A 16,915-nucleotide genomic window follows, 5' to 3' on the forward strand; every position below is an offset into this window, starting at 1 on the left:
TTTTGCCATCTTTAATAGTTAAAATATTATATTTCTCATTTTTAATTAATTCAAAATCAAACCCATGAATTGATAAGTTGCTATCTATCTCTAGTTTATAATAATAAGTTTTAGACCCTTTAGTATGAATTTGAACATGATCAAGGCTTACGACTCTGGCTTGCTTTTCTATACCGGACACCCAAAATTGGTGGGTATCTACTGCAAGTCCATAAACTAAAAAAGATAAGAAAGTATAGCCTAAGATAAAAAAAGAAAACTTTAAATATGGGAATGATTTATTCATAAACCGCTACCACATTTTTCTTTTGAAAGCGCAAACTTCTCTAAGAGCCCCACAGAACCTCTCAGTTTCATTTTCATTATTGAGCCACAATATACGTAGCCAGCGCTATTATCCTTGTAATCTTCAACTTTCAAATAATAAAGAGCAGATAGTGATATGGCGATAATAAAATAAGTACCGATACGATGATTTTCAAATTGGTATTTGTCATCTCTATTTTTTATTATTAGTACTAGCTGTACGATAGTGTATGTTAATAAAAAAAATGCAATAAATGAGCTTATTACAGAAAAAAAGTAAATTCTATCTGAGTCATACTCTCCTGAAGGGAAGTATATGAACGGGTAACTGCATACAGTAATGGTTGCTAAGCATATTATTGAGTACTTATATTTTGATATGTTCATTTGTCCTCTCAAGAACCGTAACTTTTTGGGCACCTCATTATGAGATGCCAGTATATTCTCCGAACCATTAAGTGGACCAAATGAATAGTCGTCAATTGCTTTTATATAAGTTTCCAACACTCCGGAAGAAGCAGCTACACCCTCTACTGTGAATGTAACAACAGTGATACAAGCAATGACAGGAGCTGAATTCGTTATAACCTCTACATCAAGCCTATTGATAAATATGATTTTTTCACTTTATTACGGAGGTGGTTGTATATGGCGGGTAATATAAACCTCATCAATATATTATTCAACTAGTTTTATATTTGATATGGTGTGCGGATTGGTTGTTTATTGTAATGAGTTACGGGGTAAGCGGCAGTGCATTTCTATCGATTAAAGTTACCTAATATTGAGCCTCATAGTTTTATGAGGCTCTTCTTATTGTCATGTCACTCTACTTCAGCTTCTTCTGGCTCGACTTCTTCTTGCAGCTCCAACAAATTGATCGCTATCGTGACAAAATCGCTGTCTGTAATAATGCCTACTAGTTCGTGGTTTTCTACGACAGGTAAACAGCCCACTTTATGTTTCTGCATATAGATAGCCGATTCTTTTAATCCTGCACGTGGCTCTACCGACATAACACTTTTGTGCATGATGTCGTTGAGGGGAGTAGCAAGAGTAAAAGATTGAGCTTGTGGGATGTTTTGTAGGCTGGATTCTTGAGCGGCTAGAACGTCTCGTTGTGTGACGACACCTAGTAGTTGTCTGTCGGAATCGACGACCGGAATATGGCGGATATCAAGTGCTTCCATCATGTGCTTAGCATCGGCCAGTGAGTGTGAGCGCAATAGGGTATGAGGGTTGCGAGTCATCATATCTTCAACCTTGATCATACGAACCTCCTTCTTTTTTATTTGTTGCTATTACTATAGTTTTTTATCCAAAAAATAACTGAGATCTGACGCATTCTTGGGTGAGTTTTATGCAACTAATTCTTTAGCTTGAGGAGGTGAATCAGTCGCATTATTTTACGCCTCTTTACAATAATCCAGTGCTGTAAACCTTGCTATTGCGGCTCGTGTGCCTATACTAGCCCACTGCGAAATTTTTAGTCGTGTTTGCGATGTGTTTCTGGTAACGATTGACTTACCGTAACGATTATCCAGCAACTACGATTTATGATTCGTCAACGGCACAAATCTCATCAACTAAGACAAGACTAGACACATGCAAGTTTCAGATTTTCACTTTGACCTACCAGATGAACTCATTGCTCGCTACCCTCAAGAGGAGCGTACAGCAAGCCGCCTACTTAAATTAGATGGCAACAGCGGTAACCTAGCTGATGGTTCGTTTAAAGACGTTTTAGACTTGGTTGAGCCAGGCGATCTTGTTGTTTTCAATAACACTCGAGTGATTCCAGCTCGTGTATTTGGTCGCAAGGCATCAGGCGGTAAGCTTGAAGTGCTGGTTGAACGTATGCTTGATGAGAAAAGCATTCTTGCGCATGTTCGTTGTTCTAAATCACCGAAGCCGGGCACTAAGTTGTTCCTTGGTGAGAACGATGAGTATGAAGCTGAAATGGTGGCGCGACATGACGCGTTATTTGAAATCCATTTCACATCTGACCAAAGCGTTTTAGAGATTCTGAACAGTGTTGGTCATATGCCGCTACCTCCTTATATTGATCGTCCAGATGAAGACGCAGATAAAGAGCGTTACCAGACGGTCTATAATGAGAAGCCAGGTGCGGTTGCCGCTCCAACCGCGGGTCTTCATTTTGATGACAAGCTTATGGCTGACATGAAAGAGAAAGGTGTTGAGTTTGCTTACGTGACGCTTCACGTTGGCGCCGGTACATTCCAGCCCGTTAAAGTAGACAACATCAATGACCACCACATGCATGCAGAGTACGTTGAAGTACCGCAAGAGGTGGTGGATGCAGTTGCAGCGACTAAAGCTCGTGGCGGACGCATTATTGCCGTTGGTACAACATCGGTTCGTTCTTTAGAGAGCGCAGCGCAAGATGCGTTGAAGAAAGGCACAGAGTTAGTTCCATTCTTCGGTGACACTGAAATCTTTATCTTCCCTGGCTACGAATACCAGTTGGTGGATTGCTTGATTACCAATTTCCACTTACCAGAATCAACGCTGATTATGTTGGTGAGTGCATTTGCAGGTTACGACAACGTGATGGGCGCATACGATCACGCAGTGAAGAGCGAATATCGTTTCTTCAGCTACGGTGATGCCATGTTCATCAATAAGAAAACAAGCTAATTTAAGCTAGTTATAAACGTTATACATAAGAATTTACGGGTGCTAGCAGTAAGCTAGGAGTCGGGCAGGGTATCTGTCTAATCTCTCGCAAGGAATACGCGACCGCTCCTCATAGAACCCACTGGACTGAACTTTTGTTTGGCTTAAGGTTCTGAATTAACAGTCAGATTGTTTCTCTGGCATATTGGAGGCTTCGTGAAATTAAAATACGAACTTAAAAAAACTAATAGCGGCGCACGTCGTGGTCAACTTCAGTTTGAACGCGGTACCGTTGAAACCCCAGCATTCATGCCTGTAGGTACTTACGGTACTGTAAAAGGTATGACACCTGAAGAAGTGAAAGACACAGGCGCTGAAATCCTATTAGGTAACACATTCCACCTATGGCTACGTCCTGGTCAAGAAATCATGAAGATGCACGGTGACTTGCACGATTTCATGAACTGGCACGGTCCTATCCTGACTGATTCAGGCGGCTTCCAAGTATTCAGCCTAGGTGCAATGCGTAAGATCACTGAAGAGGGTGTTCACTTCCGTAACCCTGTAAACGGTGACAAGATCTTCATGGACGCTGAGAAGTCTATGGAAATCCAAAAAGACTTAGGTTCAGACATCGTAATGATCTTTGACGAGTGCACGCCTTACCCAGCGACACACAAAGAAGCAAAAGACTCAATGGAGATGTCTCTTCGTTGGGCTGAGCGTTCACGTAACCACTTCGACAAGCTTGAAAACCCGAATTCACTATTCGGTATCGTTCAAGGTGGTGTGTACGAAGACCTTCGTGATGTATCTGTTAAAGGCCTAACTGAAATTGGTTTTGACGGTTACGCAGTTGGCGGCCTAGCAGTAGGCGAGCCAAAAGAAGACATGCACCGTATTCTAGAGCACACATGTCCTCAACTGCCTGAAGATAAGCCACGTTACCTAATGGGTGTAGGCAAACCTGAAGACTTGGTTGAAGGTGTTCGTCGTGGTATCGACATGTTTGACTGTGTAATGCCAACGCGAAATGCACGTAACGGCCACCTGTTTGTGACTGAAGGTGTGATCAAGATCCGTAATGCGAAGCATAAAACCGATACAACACCACTAGATTCAGAGTGTGACTGTTACACTTGTAAGAACTACAGCAAGTCGTACTTACACCATTTGGATCGTTGTAACGAAATCCTAGGTGCTCGACTGAACACGATTCATAACCTGCGTTTCTACCAACGAGTAATGTCAGACATTCGTCAGTCTATCGATGAAGACCGCTTTGAAGAGTTCGTTGCAGAGTTCTACGCAAGAATGGGACGTGAAGTGCCACCACTAGGTAAAGAATCTTAGTATTTCTTTTTTTGCGAGCCCTGTCTCTCTTCGGAGGGATGGGGCTTGAAAATAAAGGGATGCAACCCAATTAGACAAACAATTACGAAAATATAAATAGAGGATGTTTTAAATGTTTATTTCTCAAGCTCACGCAGCAGCAGAAGGTGCACCAGCAGGCGGCGGTTTCGAAATGCTTATCATGCTAGGTATGTTCGCTGTGATCTTCTACTTCATGATCTACCGTCCACAAGCTAAGCGTGTTAAAGAGCACAAGAACCTTATGTCTTCTATGGGCAAAGGCGATGAAGTTCTTACAAGCGGCGGCCTAATCGGTAAGATCACTAAGATTGCAGAAGACAGCGACTACGTTGCTATCGAACTGAACGCAAACAGCGAAGTAGTTATCAAGAAAGACTTCGTTACAGCAGTGCTACCAAAAGGTACTCTGAAATCTCTATAAACAGCTAGAGGATCCTCGCTGTGCTAAACCGTTATCCGTTATGGAAGTACCTGATGGTGGTGTTTACTATCGCCATTGCTGCGTTGTACGCACTTCCGAATATATACGGTGAAGATCCGGCAGTTCAAGTTACAGGGGCGCGCGGCGCCTCTGTAGATATGTCTACGCTGGATGCTGTCACCAATGCTCTTGAAGCAGAAAACCTTTCTACTAAATCCGTTGCTCTAGAAAACGGTTCCATTCTTGTTCGCTTTAACGATACAGACTCTCAAATTAGTGCCCGTGATATCATCACAGAAGCACTAGGCGATGACGTTATCGTTGCTTTAAACCTAGCGGCTTCAACTCCTGATTGGCTTGAATCTATTGGTGCTGCACCAATGAAACTGGGTCTTGACCTACGTGGTGGTGTTCACTTCTTGATGGAAGTGGATATGGACGCTGCGATGCAAAAGCTGGTTGGCCAACAAGAAGAAGCGTTCCGTAGTGAACTTCGTGAAGAGAAGATCCGTTACCGTGCAATTCGCCCGTCTGGTAAAGATGCGGTTGAAGTGATTCTACGTAACGCCGAGCAACTTGCTGAAGCTAAATCGCTACTGCAATCTAAGCACCAAGACATGACGTTTGTAGATTCTGAATCTAATGGTCGTTTTTCTTTGGTTGCTAGCTTCACAGAGACTCGTCTTCAAGAAATCCGCAACTATGCGGTAGAGCAAAACATTACCATTCTACGTAACCGTGTTAACGAACTTGGTGTTGCTGAACCTTTGGTTCAACGTCAAGGCTCTAGCCGTATCGTAGTGGAATTGCCTGGTGTTCAAGACACGGCTCGCGCTAAAGAAATTCTTGGTGCTACCGCGACGCTTGAGTTCCGTGAAGTGGATAGCAGTGCTGACTTAGCCGCTGCCGCTTCTGGTCGTGCCCCTGCGGGTAGCGAAATCAAGCAAGATCGTGATGGTCGTCCTGTGGTACTTAAGAAGCGCGTTATTCTAGGCGGCTCAAGTATTACTGATGCAAGCTCAAGTGTTGATGAATATGGTCGTCCTCAAGTTAACATCTCGCTAGACAGCGAAGGTGGTAGCAAGATGTCTGCATTCTCTCGTCAGAATATCGGTAAGCTAATGGCAACGGTATTTGCAGAGTACAAAGACAGCGGTCGTAAAACACCGGAAGGTCGAGTTATCTTGAGTAAGCACGAAGAAGTGATCAACCAAGCGACGATTCAATCTGCGCTAGGCCGTAACTTCCGTATTACTGGTATAGATTCAACGGCTGAAGCTCATAACTTGGCACTTCTACTGCGTGCTGGTGCATTGATTGCGCCTATCTCGATTGTAGAAGAACGTACCATTGGTCCATCTATGGGTCAGCAAAACATCGATATGGGTATCATGGCGATGGTTTGGGGTATGGCTGCTGTAATGCTGTTTACGCTGCTTTACTACCGTAGCTTTGGTCTGATTGCGAACGTTGCGCTAATGGCTAACTTGGTGTTGATTATCGGTGTTATGTCGATGATTCCGGGGGCTACCATGACCCTACCAGGTATTGCCGGTATCGTATTAACGGTTGGTATGGCGGTTGATGCGAACGTTCTGATCTTTGAGCGTATACGTGAAGAGCTTCGAGATGGACGCAGTCCACAACAAGCGATTCACCAAGGTTACGCGAACGCATTCAGCACAATCGCCGATGCCAACATCACCACACTACTAACAGCAATCATTCTATTTGCTGTGGGTACGGGTGCTATCAAAGGCTTCGCGGTAACGCTGTCTATCGGTATCTTGACTTCAATGTTTACAGCTATTATCGGAACACGTTGTATCGTGAACCTGATGTATGGCGGCAAACGCGTTAAAAAACTGTCGATCTAAGGCTAGGAATTAATATGTTTCAGATTCTAAAAGCAGACAAAATGATCGACTTTATGCGTTGGTCAAAGGTTGCCTTTGTTTTTTCTATCTTGATGATTGGTACTGCTATCTTCACCCTAACAACGAAATCGTTGAACTGGGGTCTAGATTTTACTGGCGGTACTCTGATTGAAGTTGGTTTTGAACAACCGGCACACCTTCCTGATATTCGTAGTGCACTAGAAGCCGAAGGCTTTGGTGATGCAACGGTACAGAACTTCGGTTCAGCTCGTGATGTGATGGTTCGTTTACGTCCACGTGATGGCGTAGCGGGCGAAACGCTTGGTAACCAAATCCTTTCTGCAATTGAGAATGGTACTGGTGAGCAAGTTGAAATGCGTCGTATCGAGTTCGTTGGTCCTAACGTGGGTGACGAATTAACAGAAGCGGGTGGCCTTGCTATCCTAGTTTCTCTTATCTGTATCTTGATCTACGTATCAGTGCGATTTGAATGGCGTTTGGCTGCGGGTGCAGTATTAGCACTGGCGCACGACGTTATCATCACTCTGGGTGTGTTCTCTCTAATGCAAATTGAGGTCGACCTTACCATCGTAGCAGCCTTGCTAACGGTCGTCGGTTACTCCCTCAACGATACCATTGTTGTATTCGACCGTATTCGTGAGAACTTCCGTAAGATGCGTAAGGGTGAAGCACCTGAAGTACTGAACAGCTCAATCACACAAACATTGAGCCGTACATTGATCACTTCTGGTACCACGTTATTCGTAGTTATCGCACTGTTCGTTCAGGGCGGCGCTATGATCCACGGCTTCGCGACTGCACTTCTATTGGGTATTACGGTTGGTACTTACTCTTCTATCTACGTTGCATCTGCACTAGCTATGAAGTTGGGTATTACGCGTGAACACCTAATGCCACCACAAGTGGACAAAGAAGGTGAAGAGTTTGACGAGATGCCTTAGGCCTTGGCTTAATACGTTTCGCTAAACCAAAAAAGCCGCTAGGCAACTAGCGGTTTTTTTACGTCTGTATCTTGTCGATAAGCTCAACACAATTTATTGGCGAATTGAGTTGCACATACTGTTAAGAGTCATATCTCGTATCTCTCAAATCGCAGATACAAAAAAGCCTCGCTATATAGCGAGGCTTTGGAATTTCTATGCGCCCTTGAAACAGGGAGCGTTAACGTAAGGTCTGAATTACTTCAGCATACCTTCGTTAGCGTTCTCACGAACGTGCTTAAGAATAGACTTAACACCACGTGCGCTTGAAGCAACAACATTACCAGAAGTCATGTAATCAGTACCGCCAGCAAAGTCAGTCATGATAGCACCAGCTTCACGAGCGATTAGATCGCCAGCTGCTAGATCCCATGGCTTAAGGCCAAGCTCTAGGTAACCATCAACACGGCCAGCTGCTAGGTAACATAGGTCAAGAGCAGGAGAACCTGTACGACGGAAATCAGCACAGTCGATGAATAGACCAGAGATGATCTTCATGAAAGATTCAGAGTGTTGTTTTTGCTTGAATGGGAAACCAGTCGCTAGAATAGTACCTTGAAGGTCTTTTAGTTGAGTAACACGCATACGAGCGTTGTTAAGTTGAGCGCCAGCGCCACGTTGAGCTGTGAATAGCTCGTTTAGCATTGGGTCATAAACACAAGCAACTTCTGTACGACCGTTCATGCGAACAGCGATAGATACAGAGAAGTGAGGGAAACCTTTTACAAAGTTGTTGGTGCCATCTAGTGGGTCAACGCTCCATTGTACATCAGAGTCTTTACCTTCAGTCAGGCCTTTCTCTTCAGAAATAATGCTGTGCTCTGGGTAAGATGCTTTGATTGTCTCAATGATCATGTACTCAGCTTCTTGAGCAATGTTAGTAACGTAATCGTTGTTACCTTTTAGAGACGATTCGATCTTATCAGTTGTTTCTAGAGATTTAGCAATATGGTTGCCAGCTTTACGCGCAGCGCGTATCGCAATGTTTAGCATTGGATGCATATGGTTTTTCCCACAAGATGTTAAAGAACAATTTAAAGCGGCGGCGAGTATACCAAAGTTTTACCAAAATGGAAGTGGTTATTTTTTGAACTCTTGGTTTCACATTACGCGAAGGGTCTGACCATTTTACTTTGCTATGTGTTAATATCTCGCGATTATTTTTAAAGTGGTGTCATATAGCATGTTAGACAATGTAAAAGTCGTTCTGGTTGGTACGTCTCATTCGGGAAATATCGGATCAGCAGCTCGCGCAATGAAAGTGATGGGTTTGAGTCAATTAGTTCTTGTAGACCCTCAATGTGAAGTTGACGAGCAGACCTTAGCACTGGCTGCGGGTGCAGGTGACATCGCAGAAAACGCGACCATCGTTTCTACATTAGACGAAGCCGTAAAAGACTGTGGTTTGGTGGTTGGTTCGAGTGCACGTTCACGTACGCTTGAATGGCCAATGCTTGAGCCTCGTGAGTGTGGACAAAAGTTTGCGATTGAAGGCCAAAAGCACCCAGTCGCATTAGTGTTCGGCCGTGAACGTACTGGCTTGACTAACGATGAGCTTCAGAAGTGCCACTTCCATGTATGTATCCCAGCTAACCCTGAATACAGCTCGCTAAACCTAGCAATGGCAGTGCAGACTCTGAGCTACGAAGTGCGTGTAGCTCACCTTGATATGGTCGCTAGCCAATATCAGCCACAGCAACAAGATGAGTACCCTCGTCACGAAGAACTAGAAATGTTCTATGAGCACCTTGAAAAAGTGATCATTGATACCCAATTTATCTCTAAGGATAAGCCGGGTCAGGTGATGAATAAACTACGTCGTCTGTTCAGTCGAGCTCGTCCAGAGTTGCAAGAGATCAACACTCTACGCGGCATTTTGACTTCAATTGAGAAGAGCAAAAGCGACAAATAAAGCCCATGCAAACAATAAGGGCGAATACCTGACTAAAATAGTCAACTAAATACTTGACCAATTTAGTCGGGTATGGGAAGATTCCAACCACATAAACAATGTGGATACGGTGTGATATGAAACTTACATCTAAAGGAAGATATGCGGTAACAGCTATGCTAGATGTAGCACTGCATTCGCAAAAAAGCCCAGTTCCTCTGGCTGATATTTCAGAGCGACAAGGCATCTCGTTATCTTACTTAGAACAGCTATTTTCTAAGTTACGTAAAGCTGGCTTAGTTGCTAGTGTTCGTGGTCCTGGCGGTGGTTACCGTTTAGGTGCTGAAGCGAGCGACATCGCTGTCGGAACTGTAATTGCTGCAGTAGACGAATCAGTGGATGCAACTAAGTGTCACGGTCGAGCAGATTGCCAAGGTGGCAGTCGTTGTTTAACTCACACCCTATGGCGTGATTTAAGCTCCCGAATCAGCAGCTTCTTAAACGACATTACGCTCGGTGAGCTAATGAAAGATAACGAAGTTTTAGAGATTTCTGATCGTCAAGATATCGATCTTGCGGTTAATAATGGTTTTGCACATAAAAATACGAGCACTACAACGATTAGTGCAGCACCTCACGGTGTTAATGCCCGCTCTTAGCGGTCAGTTTTTACATTGGAGTAGAAAATGAAACTGCCTATTTACTTTGACTATTCAGCTACATGCCCAGTCGATCCACGAGTTGCTGAGAAAATGGTTCAGTGCATGACGATGGACGGTAACTTCGGTAACCCTGCATCTCGTTCACACCGTTACGGCTGGCAGGCAGAAGAAGCAGTAGATAATGCTCGTGAGCAAATTGCTGACCTACTAAATGCAGACCCACGTGAAATTGTTTTCACTTCTGGTGCTACAGAGTCAGATAACCTTGCGATTAAAGGTGCAGCGCACTTTTACGAGAAGAAAGGTAAGCACGTAATTACGTGCAAAACAGAACACAAAGCAGTTCTTGATCCATGTCGCCAACTAGAGCGTGAAGGTTTTGAGGTAACTTACCTTGAGCCAGAAGCAAACGGCATCATCGATCTAGACAAGCTACAAGCTGCAATGCGTGAAGACACTGTTCTAGTTTCTATTATGCACGTTAACAACGAGATTGGTGTAATCCAAGATATCTCTGCAATCGGCGAACTATGTCGTTCACGCAAGATCATCTTCCACGTTGATGCGGCGCAGTCTGCGGGTAAAATCCCACTAGACGTACAAGAGATGAAAGTTGACCTAATCTCACTTTCAGCCCACAAAATGTATGGTCCTAAAGGTATCGGTGCACTTTACGTTCGTCGTAAGCCACGTATTCGTCTTGAAGCGCAAATGCACGGCGGCGGTCATGAGCGTGGTTTCCGTTCAGGTACGCTTGCTACTCACCAAATCGTGGGTATGGGCGAAGCTTGTGCTGTTGCTAAGCAAGACATGCAGAAAGATTACGATCACGCACTAGCACTTCGTGAGCGCCTATTGAAAGGTGTTCAAGATCTAGAAGCGGTAACGGTAAACGGCGACCTAGACCAACGTGTACCACACAACCTAAACGTGAGCTTTGCTTTCGTTGAAGGTGAGTCTCTGCTTATGTCTCTAAAAGACCTAGCAGTATCATCAGGCTCTGCATGTACATCAGCAAGCCTAGAGCCTTCATACGTTCTACGTGCTCTTGGTCTGAACGATGAACTGGCACACAGCTCAGTACGTTTCTCATTCGGCCGTTTCACAACGGAAGAAGAAATCGACTACGCGATTGCACAAATTCGTGTAGCGGTAAACAAATTACGCGACATGTCTCCTCTATGGGATATGTATAAAGAAGGGATTGATTTGAACACTGTTGAGTGGGCTCATCACTAATCTCACGGAAATAGAGGATTCGAGGTAACTATCATGGCATATAGCGAAAAAGTAATTGATCACTACGAAAACCCACGTAACGTAGGTTCGTTTGATAAAGAAGACCCAAGTGTAGGTAGCGGCATGGTTGGCGCACCAGCTTGTGGTGACGTAATGAAACTGCAAATCAAGGTAACGCCAGAAGGCATTATCGAAGATGCAAAATTCAAAACTTACGGTTGCGGTAGCGCAATCGCTTCTAGCTCACTAGTAACAGAGTGGGTTAAAGGTAAAAGTATTGATGAAGCAGCGGCTATCAAAAACTCTGAAATCGCAGAAGAACTAGAGTTGCCACCAGTGAAAGTTCACTGTTCAATTCTTGCTGAAGATGCAATCAAAGCAGCAGTTGCGGATTACAAAAAGAAGCGTTAATTGCTTCATTAAGTAACCACAAAAAATAAGCAATATTTGGGAGCATCCTTTGTGCTCCCCCTGAGTTCTTAATTTATATAAAACACAAGGTTGTAGTATGGCCATCACCATGACAGATACGGCAGCAAGCCGAGTTCAAGCTTTCCTAGATAACCGAGGTAAAGGTATCGGGTTGCGCTTAGCGGTAAAAACTACTGGCTGTTCGGGCATGGCGTATGTACTGGAATTCGTTGATGAGCTTAACGAAGAAGACGAAGTGTTTGAGCATTCAGGTGTTAAGGTCATCATTGATCCAAAGAGCCTAGTTTACCTAGACGGTACTGAGCTTGATTACGTAAAAGAAGGCCTAAACGAAGGTTTTGAATTCAACAACCCTAACGCGAAAGGCGAATGTGGTTGTGGTGAGAGCTTCAACGTATAAACGCCTCAATCGTTAAGCGTTTATAGTGAGCGAAGAATAAAATTAGGCTCTGATTGAAGAGCCTAAACTTAGGACCACCGTTACATGAATCATTTCGAATTATTTGGGCTACCACTTCAGTTTCAACTGGATGGTAGCCTTCTTTCTTCTCAGTTTAGAGATCTGCAACGCCAATTCCACCCTGATAAATTTGCCACTGCTTCTGAGCGTGATCGCCTATTAGCCGTGCAAAAAGCAGCGCAAATCAATGATGCGTATCAGGTATTGAAGAATCCAATCAGCCGAGCTGAATACCTGTTAGTGCAACATGGTGAGGATATTCGTGGTGAGCAGCAGACCCTGCAAGATCCTATGTTCCTGATGGAGCAAATGGAATTGCGTGAAGAGCTTGAAGACATCGCCGACAGTTCTGAACCTGAAGATGCTTTGTTTGCATTTGAAGGAAAGGTTAGCAAAATGTATAAACAACAATTAAGCGCTATCCAACAAGAACTAGACAGTGAGGCTTGGTTAGAAGCTGCAGACCGAGTAAGAAAGCTTAAGTTTATTGCAAAATTAAAGAATGAAATCGAGTTAGTTGAAGATCGTCTGATCGGCTAGTTCGTATAACAAGGACACATCCATGGCACTACTTCAGATTGCAGAACCAGGGCAAAGCGCCGCTCCTCACCAGCACAAGCTTGCTGTGGGTATTGATTTAGGTACAACAAACTCATTGGTTGCGGCAGTGCGCAGTGGTGAGGCGAGCACACTGGTTGATCAACAAGGTCGCAGTATTCTTCCTTCCGTTGTTCACTATACGTCAGAGTCGTACACGACTGGTGATGAAGCTCGTGCAAATGCACAGACTGATCCTAAAAATACCATTATCTCAGTTAAGCGACTAATCGGTCGTTCACTGTCAGATATTCAACAGCGATACCCATCTCTGCCATATCAATTTGAAGAAAGTGATAATGGTTTGCCTGTGATTCGCACAGAGCAAGGTAACAAGAACCCAATTCAAGTATCTGCAGACATTCTGCGAGCGCTAGGTCAACGTGCTGAGTCAACACTCGGTGGTGAGCTATCTGGTGCTGTTATTACCGTTCCTGCTTACTTTGATGATGCACAGCGTGCTGGTACGAAAGACGCGGCGCAACTTGCTGGTCTTCACGTGTTACGTCTTCTTAATGAACCGACTGCCGCTGCGATTGCTTACGGCCTGGATTCAGGTAAAGAAGGGGTAATTGCTGTTTATGACTTAGGTGGCGGTACGTTTGATATCTCTATCCTACGCCTATCTAAAGGTGTCTTCGAAGTTTTAGCAACAGGTGGTGACTCTGCATTAGGCGGCGACGACTTTGACCATTTAGTTGCGGATTATTTCCAAGAACAAATGGGCTTATCAGAGCTAACAGCAGAACAGAATCGTATTCTTCTAGATGCCGCAACAGAAGCGAAGATTGGCTTATCTGAAGCGGAAAGCGTTGATGTTAACGTACTAGGTTGGTCTGGTTCATTAACTCGTGAAGAGTTTGAAGAGATCATCAAACCGCTCGTTAAGAAAACACTGCTTTCATGCCGTCGTGCACTAAAAGATGCGGAAGTTGATGCAGATGAAGTTCTAGAAGTTGTGATGGTCGGCGGTTCAACTCGCACATTACTTGTACGTGAAATGGTCGGCGACTTCTTTGGTCGTCTGCCACTAACCAGCATTAACCCTGATGAAGTGGTTGCGATTGGTGCATCGATTCAAGCGGATATCCTAGTGGGTAATAAGCCTGACTCTGAAATGCTACTACTGGACGTTATCCCTCTGTCTCTTGGTATCGAAACCATGGGCGGCTTGGTCGAAAAGATCATTCCTCGTAACACCACGATCCCTGTTGCTCGCGCACAAGAATTTACCACCTTCAAAGACGGTCAAACTGCAATGACAGTACACACCGTGCAAGGCGAACGTGAGATGGTTGACGACTGTCGTTCACTGGCTCGTTTTGCTCTGAAAGGCATCCCGCCGATGACTGCAGGTGCTGCTCATATTCGTGTGACTTACCAAGTGGATGCTGATGGCCTACTATCGGTTACCGCAATGGAGAAGAGCACTGGCGTTCAAGCTGAAATCCAAGTTAAGCCTTCTTACGGTCTAAGCGACAACGAAGTGGCTAGCATGCTGAAAGATTCGATGACGTTTGCAAAAGAAGACATGCAAGCGCGTGCTCTTGCTGAGCAACGCGTAGAAGCGGATCGCGTTATCGAAGGCCTTATCGCTGCAATGCAAGCCGACGGTGACGAGCTACTTGATGAGCAAGGCAAACAACAACTTGTTCAAGCGATTGAAGCACTGATTGAAGTGCGTAATGGCGACAACGCTGATGCCATTGAACTAGAAATTAAGAATACCGACAAAGCGAGCCAAGACTTTGCTTCTCGTCGTATGGATAAATCAATTCGTGCTGCACTGTCAGGTCAGTCAGTCGATAATATTTAATAGTTAGAGAATAGATAAACATGCCAAAGATTATTGTTTTACCTCACGAAGATCTATGTCCAGAAGGCGCTGTTTTAGAAGCAAAAACTGGTGAGACGGTTCTTGATGTTGCATTGAAGGCCGGTATTGGTATTGAACACGCATGTGAAAAATCGTGTGCATGTACAACATGTCACGTCGTGATTCGTGAAGGCTTCGATTCTTTAGAAGAGAGTGATGACCTAGAAGACGACATGCTAGATAAGGCATGGGGCTTAGAGATGGAATCTCGCCTTGGCTGCCAAGCAAAAGTGGCTGATACGGATCTTGTTGTAGAGATTCCAAAGTACACGTTGAACCTGGCTTCTGAAGACCACTAAGAACCTGTTTTCAGTCATGGCTAATATAGTGATGACTGAGAGAGCTATTGCTTAGACAAACATACTAAGAAAATTGGCCTAGAATATAGATCATAAAGGTGACCAAGCGTCGCTAATAAATATAAGGAAGTGTTATGAGCTTGAAGTGGATTGATTCGCGAGACATCGCAATTGAGCTATGTGATTTGTACCCTGATACTGATCCTAAAACGGTACGTTTTACCGATCTGCATCAATGGGTGCTAGACCTTGAAGAGTTTGATGACGAGCCTAACCACTCGAATGAAAAAATCTTAGAGGCTATTATTTTGTGCTGGATGGATGAGATGGATTAATCCTCTTATCTGATGATTTGGTCGCGGGTTGGCATCAGTCCAATATAAAACGCAGCCAAGTTAACAATTCTTACTAAAAAAAGCGGACCTTATGGTCCGTTTTTTTATCAAAATGACATTTTCCTCCTACATAATGCTAACATCAGTGCGCTAATAAAAAATAATCAGAATCACACACTCAAAGTGGTTCGTGACAAGGAGAAATCATGTCTACACAGATGTCAGTATTTTTAAGTCAAGAAGCTGCCCAGCCTCAGTGGGGAGCAAGAGCTATTTTATCGTTCTCAGAAGCAGGAGCGACAATTCACATTGGTGAAGGCCACGATCTAGGTGCGGTTCAACGTGCTGGTCGTACGCTTGACGGACAAGGTATCGCATTCGTTTCACTTCGTGGTGAAGGTTGGGATCTAGAAAGCGTTTGGGCTTTCTACCAAGGCTACCGTGGACCAAAGAAAAAGAATGCATTGGAATGGGATGCACTTTCAGAAGCCGACCAAGCTGAGCTAGAAGCTCGCATCCGTGCGACTGATTGGACGCGTGACATTATCAACAAAACCGCTGAAGAAGTGGCGCCTCGTCAATTAGCGACGATGGCAGCTGAATACATCAAATCAGTGGCGCCAGCGGGCACAGTAAAAGCAAAAATCGTTAAAGACAAAGATCTCCTAACTGAAGGTTGGGAAGGCATCTACGCGGTAGGTCGTGGCTCTGAGCGTACCTCTGCAATGCTGCAACTGGACTTCAACCCAACAGGCGACGAAAACGCACCAGTGTTTGCTTGTTTAGTAGGTAAAGGTATTACGTTCGACTCTGGCGGTTACAGCATTAAACCAGGTCAATTCATGACAGCGATGAAGGCTGACATGGGCGGCGCAGCAACGATTACTGGTGGTTTAGGTCTAGCGATTGAACGTGGTCTGAATAAGCGTATCAAGCTTATTCTATGTTGCGCAGAGAACATGATCTCTGGTCGCGCATTGAAGCTTGGCGACATCATTACTTACAAAAATGGTAAGACCGTTGAGATCATGAATACTGATGCGGAAGGTCGCTTGGTACTTGCTGATGGTCTGATGTACGCAAGTGCACAAAACCCAGAGCTGATCATCGACTGTGCAACGCTAACAGGCGCTGCTAAAAATGCATTAGGTAACGACTACCACGCACTATTAAGTTTTGACGATGAGCTTTCTCATCAAGCGCTAACGGCGGCAAACCAAGAGAAAGAAGGCCTATGGCCATTGCCTCTTGCTGATTTCCACCGTGGCATGTTGCCTTCAAACTTTGCTGATCTTTCAAACATCAGCACGGGCGATTACACGCCGGGTGCAAGTACAGCCGCTGCGTTCCTTTCTTACTTTGTAGACGACTACAAAAAAGGTTGGATTCACATGGATTGCGCGGGTACCTACCGTAAATCAGCAAGTGATAAGTGGGCGGCAGGCGCAACGGGTATGGGTGTTCGTACACTTGCTCGTCTTCTTGTTGACCAAGCAAAATAATAATAA

The 16,915-nt window shown here is 44.5% G+C and carries 19 protein-coding genes; 15 read left to right on the forward strand and 4 right to left on the reverse strand.

The genetic code is table 11. The features are described from left to right. The 3 genes from A142_RS03200 to A142_RS03210 form a co-directional block, all read right to left on the reverse strand. On the reverse strand, positions 1-286 hold a 286-nt coding region (locus A142_RS03200), incomplete at its 3' end, for a hypothetical protein (RefSeq protein ID WP_029405437.1). After that, on the reverse strand, positions 283-693 hold the full coding sequence (locus A142_RS03205) for a hypothetical protein (protein ID WP_029405438.1): 411 nt from the start codon (positions 691-693) through the stop codon (positions 283-285). The genes A142_RS03200 and A142_RS03205, both read right to left, overlap by 4 nt. 437 nt (positions 694-1,130) lie before the next feature. Beyond that, positions 1,131-1,577 carry a CBS domain-containing protein gene (locus A142_RS03210; RefSeq protein WP_017062524.1) on the reverse strand — a complete coding sequence of 149 codons (447 nt, stop codon included), beginning with the start codon at positions 1,575-1,577 and terminating at the stop codon, positions 1,131-1,133. Between the two features lie 334 nt (positions 1,578-1,911). On the opposite strand from A142_RS03210, the gene queA reads away from it, so the two are divergent. The 5 genes from queA (at position 1,912) to secF (ending at position 7,577) form a co-directional block, all read left to right on the forward strand. Beyond that, positions 1,912-2,964, forward strand: a complete 1,053-nt coding sequence (gene queA / locus A142_RS03215; protein ID WP_019822091.1) for a tRNA preQ1(34) S-adenosylmethionine ribosyltransferase-isomerase QueA — start codon at positions 1,912-1,914, stop codon at positions 2,962-2,964. 195 nt (positions 2,965-3,159) lie between these two features. Continuing rightward, positions 3,160-4,296 (forward strand): tRNA guanosine(34) transglycosylase Tgt, encoded by a 1,137-nt coding sequence (tgt, locus tag A142_RS03220; RefSeq protein ID WP_017056177.1) that lies wholly within the window; start codon positions 3,160-3,162, stop codon positions 4,294-4,296. Positions 4,297-4,408: 112 nt separating this feature from the next. Further along, positions 4,409-4,738, forward strand: a complete 330-nt coding sequence (yajC, locus tag A142_RS03225; protein WP_019822095.1) for a preprotein translocase subunit YajC — start codon at positions 4,409-4,411, stop codon at positions 4,736-4,738. A gap of 20 nt (positions 4,739-4,758) precedes the next feature. After that, entirely contained in the window at positions 4,759-6,615 is a 1,857-nt protein-coding gene (secD, locus tag A142_RS03230) for a protein translocase subunit SecD (RefSeq protein ID WP_019822097.1), read from the forward strand. A gap of 14 nt (positions 6,616-6,629) precedes the next feature. After that, positions 6,630-7,577, forward strand: coding sequence for a protein translocase subunit SecF (gene secF / locus A142_RS03235; RefSeq protein ID WP_017062837.1), 948 nt, complete (start codon positions 6,630-6,632; stop codon positions 7,575-7,577). 237 nt (positions 7,578-7,814) lie between these two features. On the opposite strand, the gene suhB is transcribed toward secF, so the two are convergent. Then, positions 7,815-8,618, reverse strand: a complete 804-nt coding sequence (suhB, locus tag A142_RS03240; RefSeq protein ID WP_019822100.1) for an inositol-1-monophosphatase — start codon at positions 8,616-8,618, stop codon at positions 7,815-7,817. 181 nt (positions 8,619-8,799) lie between these two features. Between suhB and trmJ the strand changes: the two genes are divergently transcribed. The 10 genes from trmJ (at position 8,800) to pepB (ending at position 16,909) form a co-directional block, all read left to right on the forward strand. Continuing rightward, positions 8,800-9,528, forward strand: coding sequence for a tRNA (cytosine(32)/uridine(32)-2'-O)-methyltransferase TrmJ (gene trmJ / locus A142_RS03245; RefSeq protein ID WP_019822102.1), 729 nt, complete (start codon positions 8,800-8,802; stop codon positions 9,526-9,528). A 116-nt stretch (positions 9,529-9,644) separates the two neighbouring features. After that, positions 9,645-10,166: a Fe-S cluster assembly transcriptional regulator IscR gene (iscR, locus tag A142_RS03250; protein ID WP_010440512.1), complete on the forward strand. Its 522-nt coding sequence runs from the start codon at positions 9,645-9,647 to the stop codon at positions 10,164-10,166. A 27-nt stretch (positions 10,167-10,193) separates the two neighbouring features. Beyond that, positions 10,194-11,408 (forward strand): IscS subfamily cysteine desulfurase, encoded by a 1,215-nt coding sequence (locus A142_RS03255; protein ID WP_017629866.1) that lies wholly within the window; start codon positions 10,194-10,196, stop codon positions 11,406-11,408. A gap of 33 nt (positions 11,409-11,441) precedes the next feature. Next, complete coding sequence (gene iscU, locus A142_RS03260; protein ID WP_004740340.1) at positions 11,442-11,819, forward strand: Fe-S cluster assembly scaffold IscU; 378 nt, start codon at positions 11,442-11,444, stop codon at positions 11,817-11,819. Positions 11,820-11,916: 97 nt separating this feature from the next. Further along, complete coding sequence (gene iscA / locus A142_RS03265; RefSeq protein WP_010440519.1) at positions 11,917-12,240, forward strand: iron-sulfur cluster assembly protein IscA; 324 nt, start codon at positions 11,917-11,919, stop codon at positions 12,238-12,240. Between the two features lie 84 nt (positions 12,241-12,324). Beyond that, a complete protein-coding gene (gene hscB / locus A142_RS03270) occupies positions 12,325-12,840 on the forward strand; it encodes a co-chaperone HscB (protein WP_019822106.1) in 516 nt (171 codons plus the stop codon). 22 nt (positions 12,841-12,862) lie between these two features. Further along, on the forward strand, positions 12,863-14,713 hold the full coding sequence (hscA, locus tag A142_RS03275) for a Fe-S protein assembly chaperone HscA (RefSeq protein WP_019822108.1): 1,851 nt from the start codon (positions 12,863-12,865) through the stop codon (positions 14,711-14,713). Between the two features lie 20 nt (positions 14,714-14,733). After that, positions 14,734-15,072 (forward strand): ISC system 2Fe-2S type ferredoxin, encoded by a 339-nt coding sequence (fdx, locus tag A142_RS03280; RefSeq protein ID WP_010440525.1) that lies wholly within the window; start codon positions 14,734-14,736, stop codon positions 15,070-15,072. Between the two features lie 134 nt (positions 15,073-15,206). Beyond that, on the forward strand, positions 15,207-15,407 hold the full coding sequence (gene iscX / locus A142_RS03285) for a Fe-S cluster assembly protein IscX (RefSeq protein ID WP_004740335.1): 201 nt from the start codon (positions 15,207-15,209) through the stop codon (positions 15,405-15,407). A 206-nt stretch (positions 15,408-15,613) separates the two neighbouring features. Beyond that, positions 15,614-16,909, forward strand: coding sequence for an aminopeptidase PepB (pepB, locus tag A142_RS03290; protein WP_017629862.1), 1,296 nt, complete (start codon positions 15,614-15,616; stop codon positions 16,907-16,909). Positions 16,910-16,915: the final 6 nt, after the last annotated feature.

Source organism: Vibrio splendidus 12E03 (genome assembly GCF_000272105.2).
Classification (GTDB): Bacteria; Pseudomonadota; Gammaproteobacteria; order Enterobacterales; family Vibrionaceae; genus Vibrio; species Vibrio splendidus_I.

What these genes read in the sequence shown, in the direction of transcription:
- A142_RS03205 (WP_029405438.1), bottom strand. Translation starts at nt 693, where the DNA reads ATGAACATATCAAAATATAAGTACTCAATAATATGCTTAGCAACCATT.
- A142_RS03210 (WP_017062524.1), bottom strand. Translation starts at nt 1,577, where the DNA reads ATGATCAAGGTTGAAGATATGATGACTCGCAACCCTCATACCCTATTG.
- queA (WP_019822091.1), top strand. Translation starts at nt 1,912, where the DNA reads ATGCAAGTTTCAGATTTTCACTTTGACCTACCAGATGAACTCATTGCT.
- yajC (WP_019822095.1), top strand. Translation starts at nt 4,409, where the DNA reads ATGTTTATTTCTCAAGCTCACGCAGCAGCAGAAGGTGCACCAGCAGGC.
- secF (WP_017062837.1), top strand. Translation starts at nt 6,630, where the DNA reads ATGTTTCAGATTCTAAAAGCAGACAAAATGATCGACTTTATGCGTTGG.
- suhB (WP_019822100.1), bottom strand. Translation starts at nt 8,618, where the DNA reads ATGCATCCAATGCTAAACATTGCGATACGCGCTGCGCGTAAAGCTGGC.
- trmJ (WP_019822102.1), top strand. Translation starts at nt 8,800, where the DNA reads ATGTTAGACAATGTAAAAGTCGTTCTGGTTGGTACGTCTCATTCGGGA.
- iscR (WP_010440512.1), top strand. Translation starts at nt 9,645, where the DNA reads ATGAAACTTACATCTAAAGGAAGATATGCGGTAACAGCTATGCTAGAT.
- A142_RS03255 (WP_017629866.1), top strand. Translation starts at nt 10,194, where the DNA reads ATGAAACTGCCTATTTACTTTGACTATTCAGCTACATGCCCAGTCGAT.
- iscU (WP_004740340.1), top strand. Translation starts at nt 11,442, where the DNA reads ATGGCATATAGCGAAAAAGTAATTGATCACTACGAAAACCCACGTAAC.
- iscA (WP_010440519.1), top strand. Translation starts at nt 11,917, where the DNA reads ATGGCCATCACCATGACAGATACGGCAGCAAGCCGAGTTCAAGCTTTC.
- hscB (WP_019822106.1), top strand. Translation starts at nt 12,325, where the DNA reads ATGAATCATTTCGAATTATTTGGGCTACCACTTCAGTTTCAACTGGAT.
- hscA (WP_019822108.1), top strand. Translation starts at nt 12,863, where the DNA reads ATGGCACTACTTCAGATTGCAGAACCAGGGCAAAGCGCCGCTCCTCAC.
- fdx (WP_010440525.1), top strand. Translation starts at nt 14,734, where the DNA reads ATGCCAAAGATTATTGTTTTACCTCACGAAGATCTATGTCCAGAAGGC.
- iscX (WP_004740335.1), top strand. Translation starts at nt 15,207, where the DNA reads ATGAGCTTGAAGTGGATTGATTCGCGAGACATCGCAATTGAGCTATGT.
- pepB (WP_017629862.1), top strand. Translation starts at nt 15,614, where the DNA reads ATGTCTACACAGATGTCAGTATTTTTAAGTCAAGAAGCTGCCCAGCCT.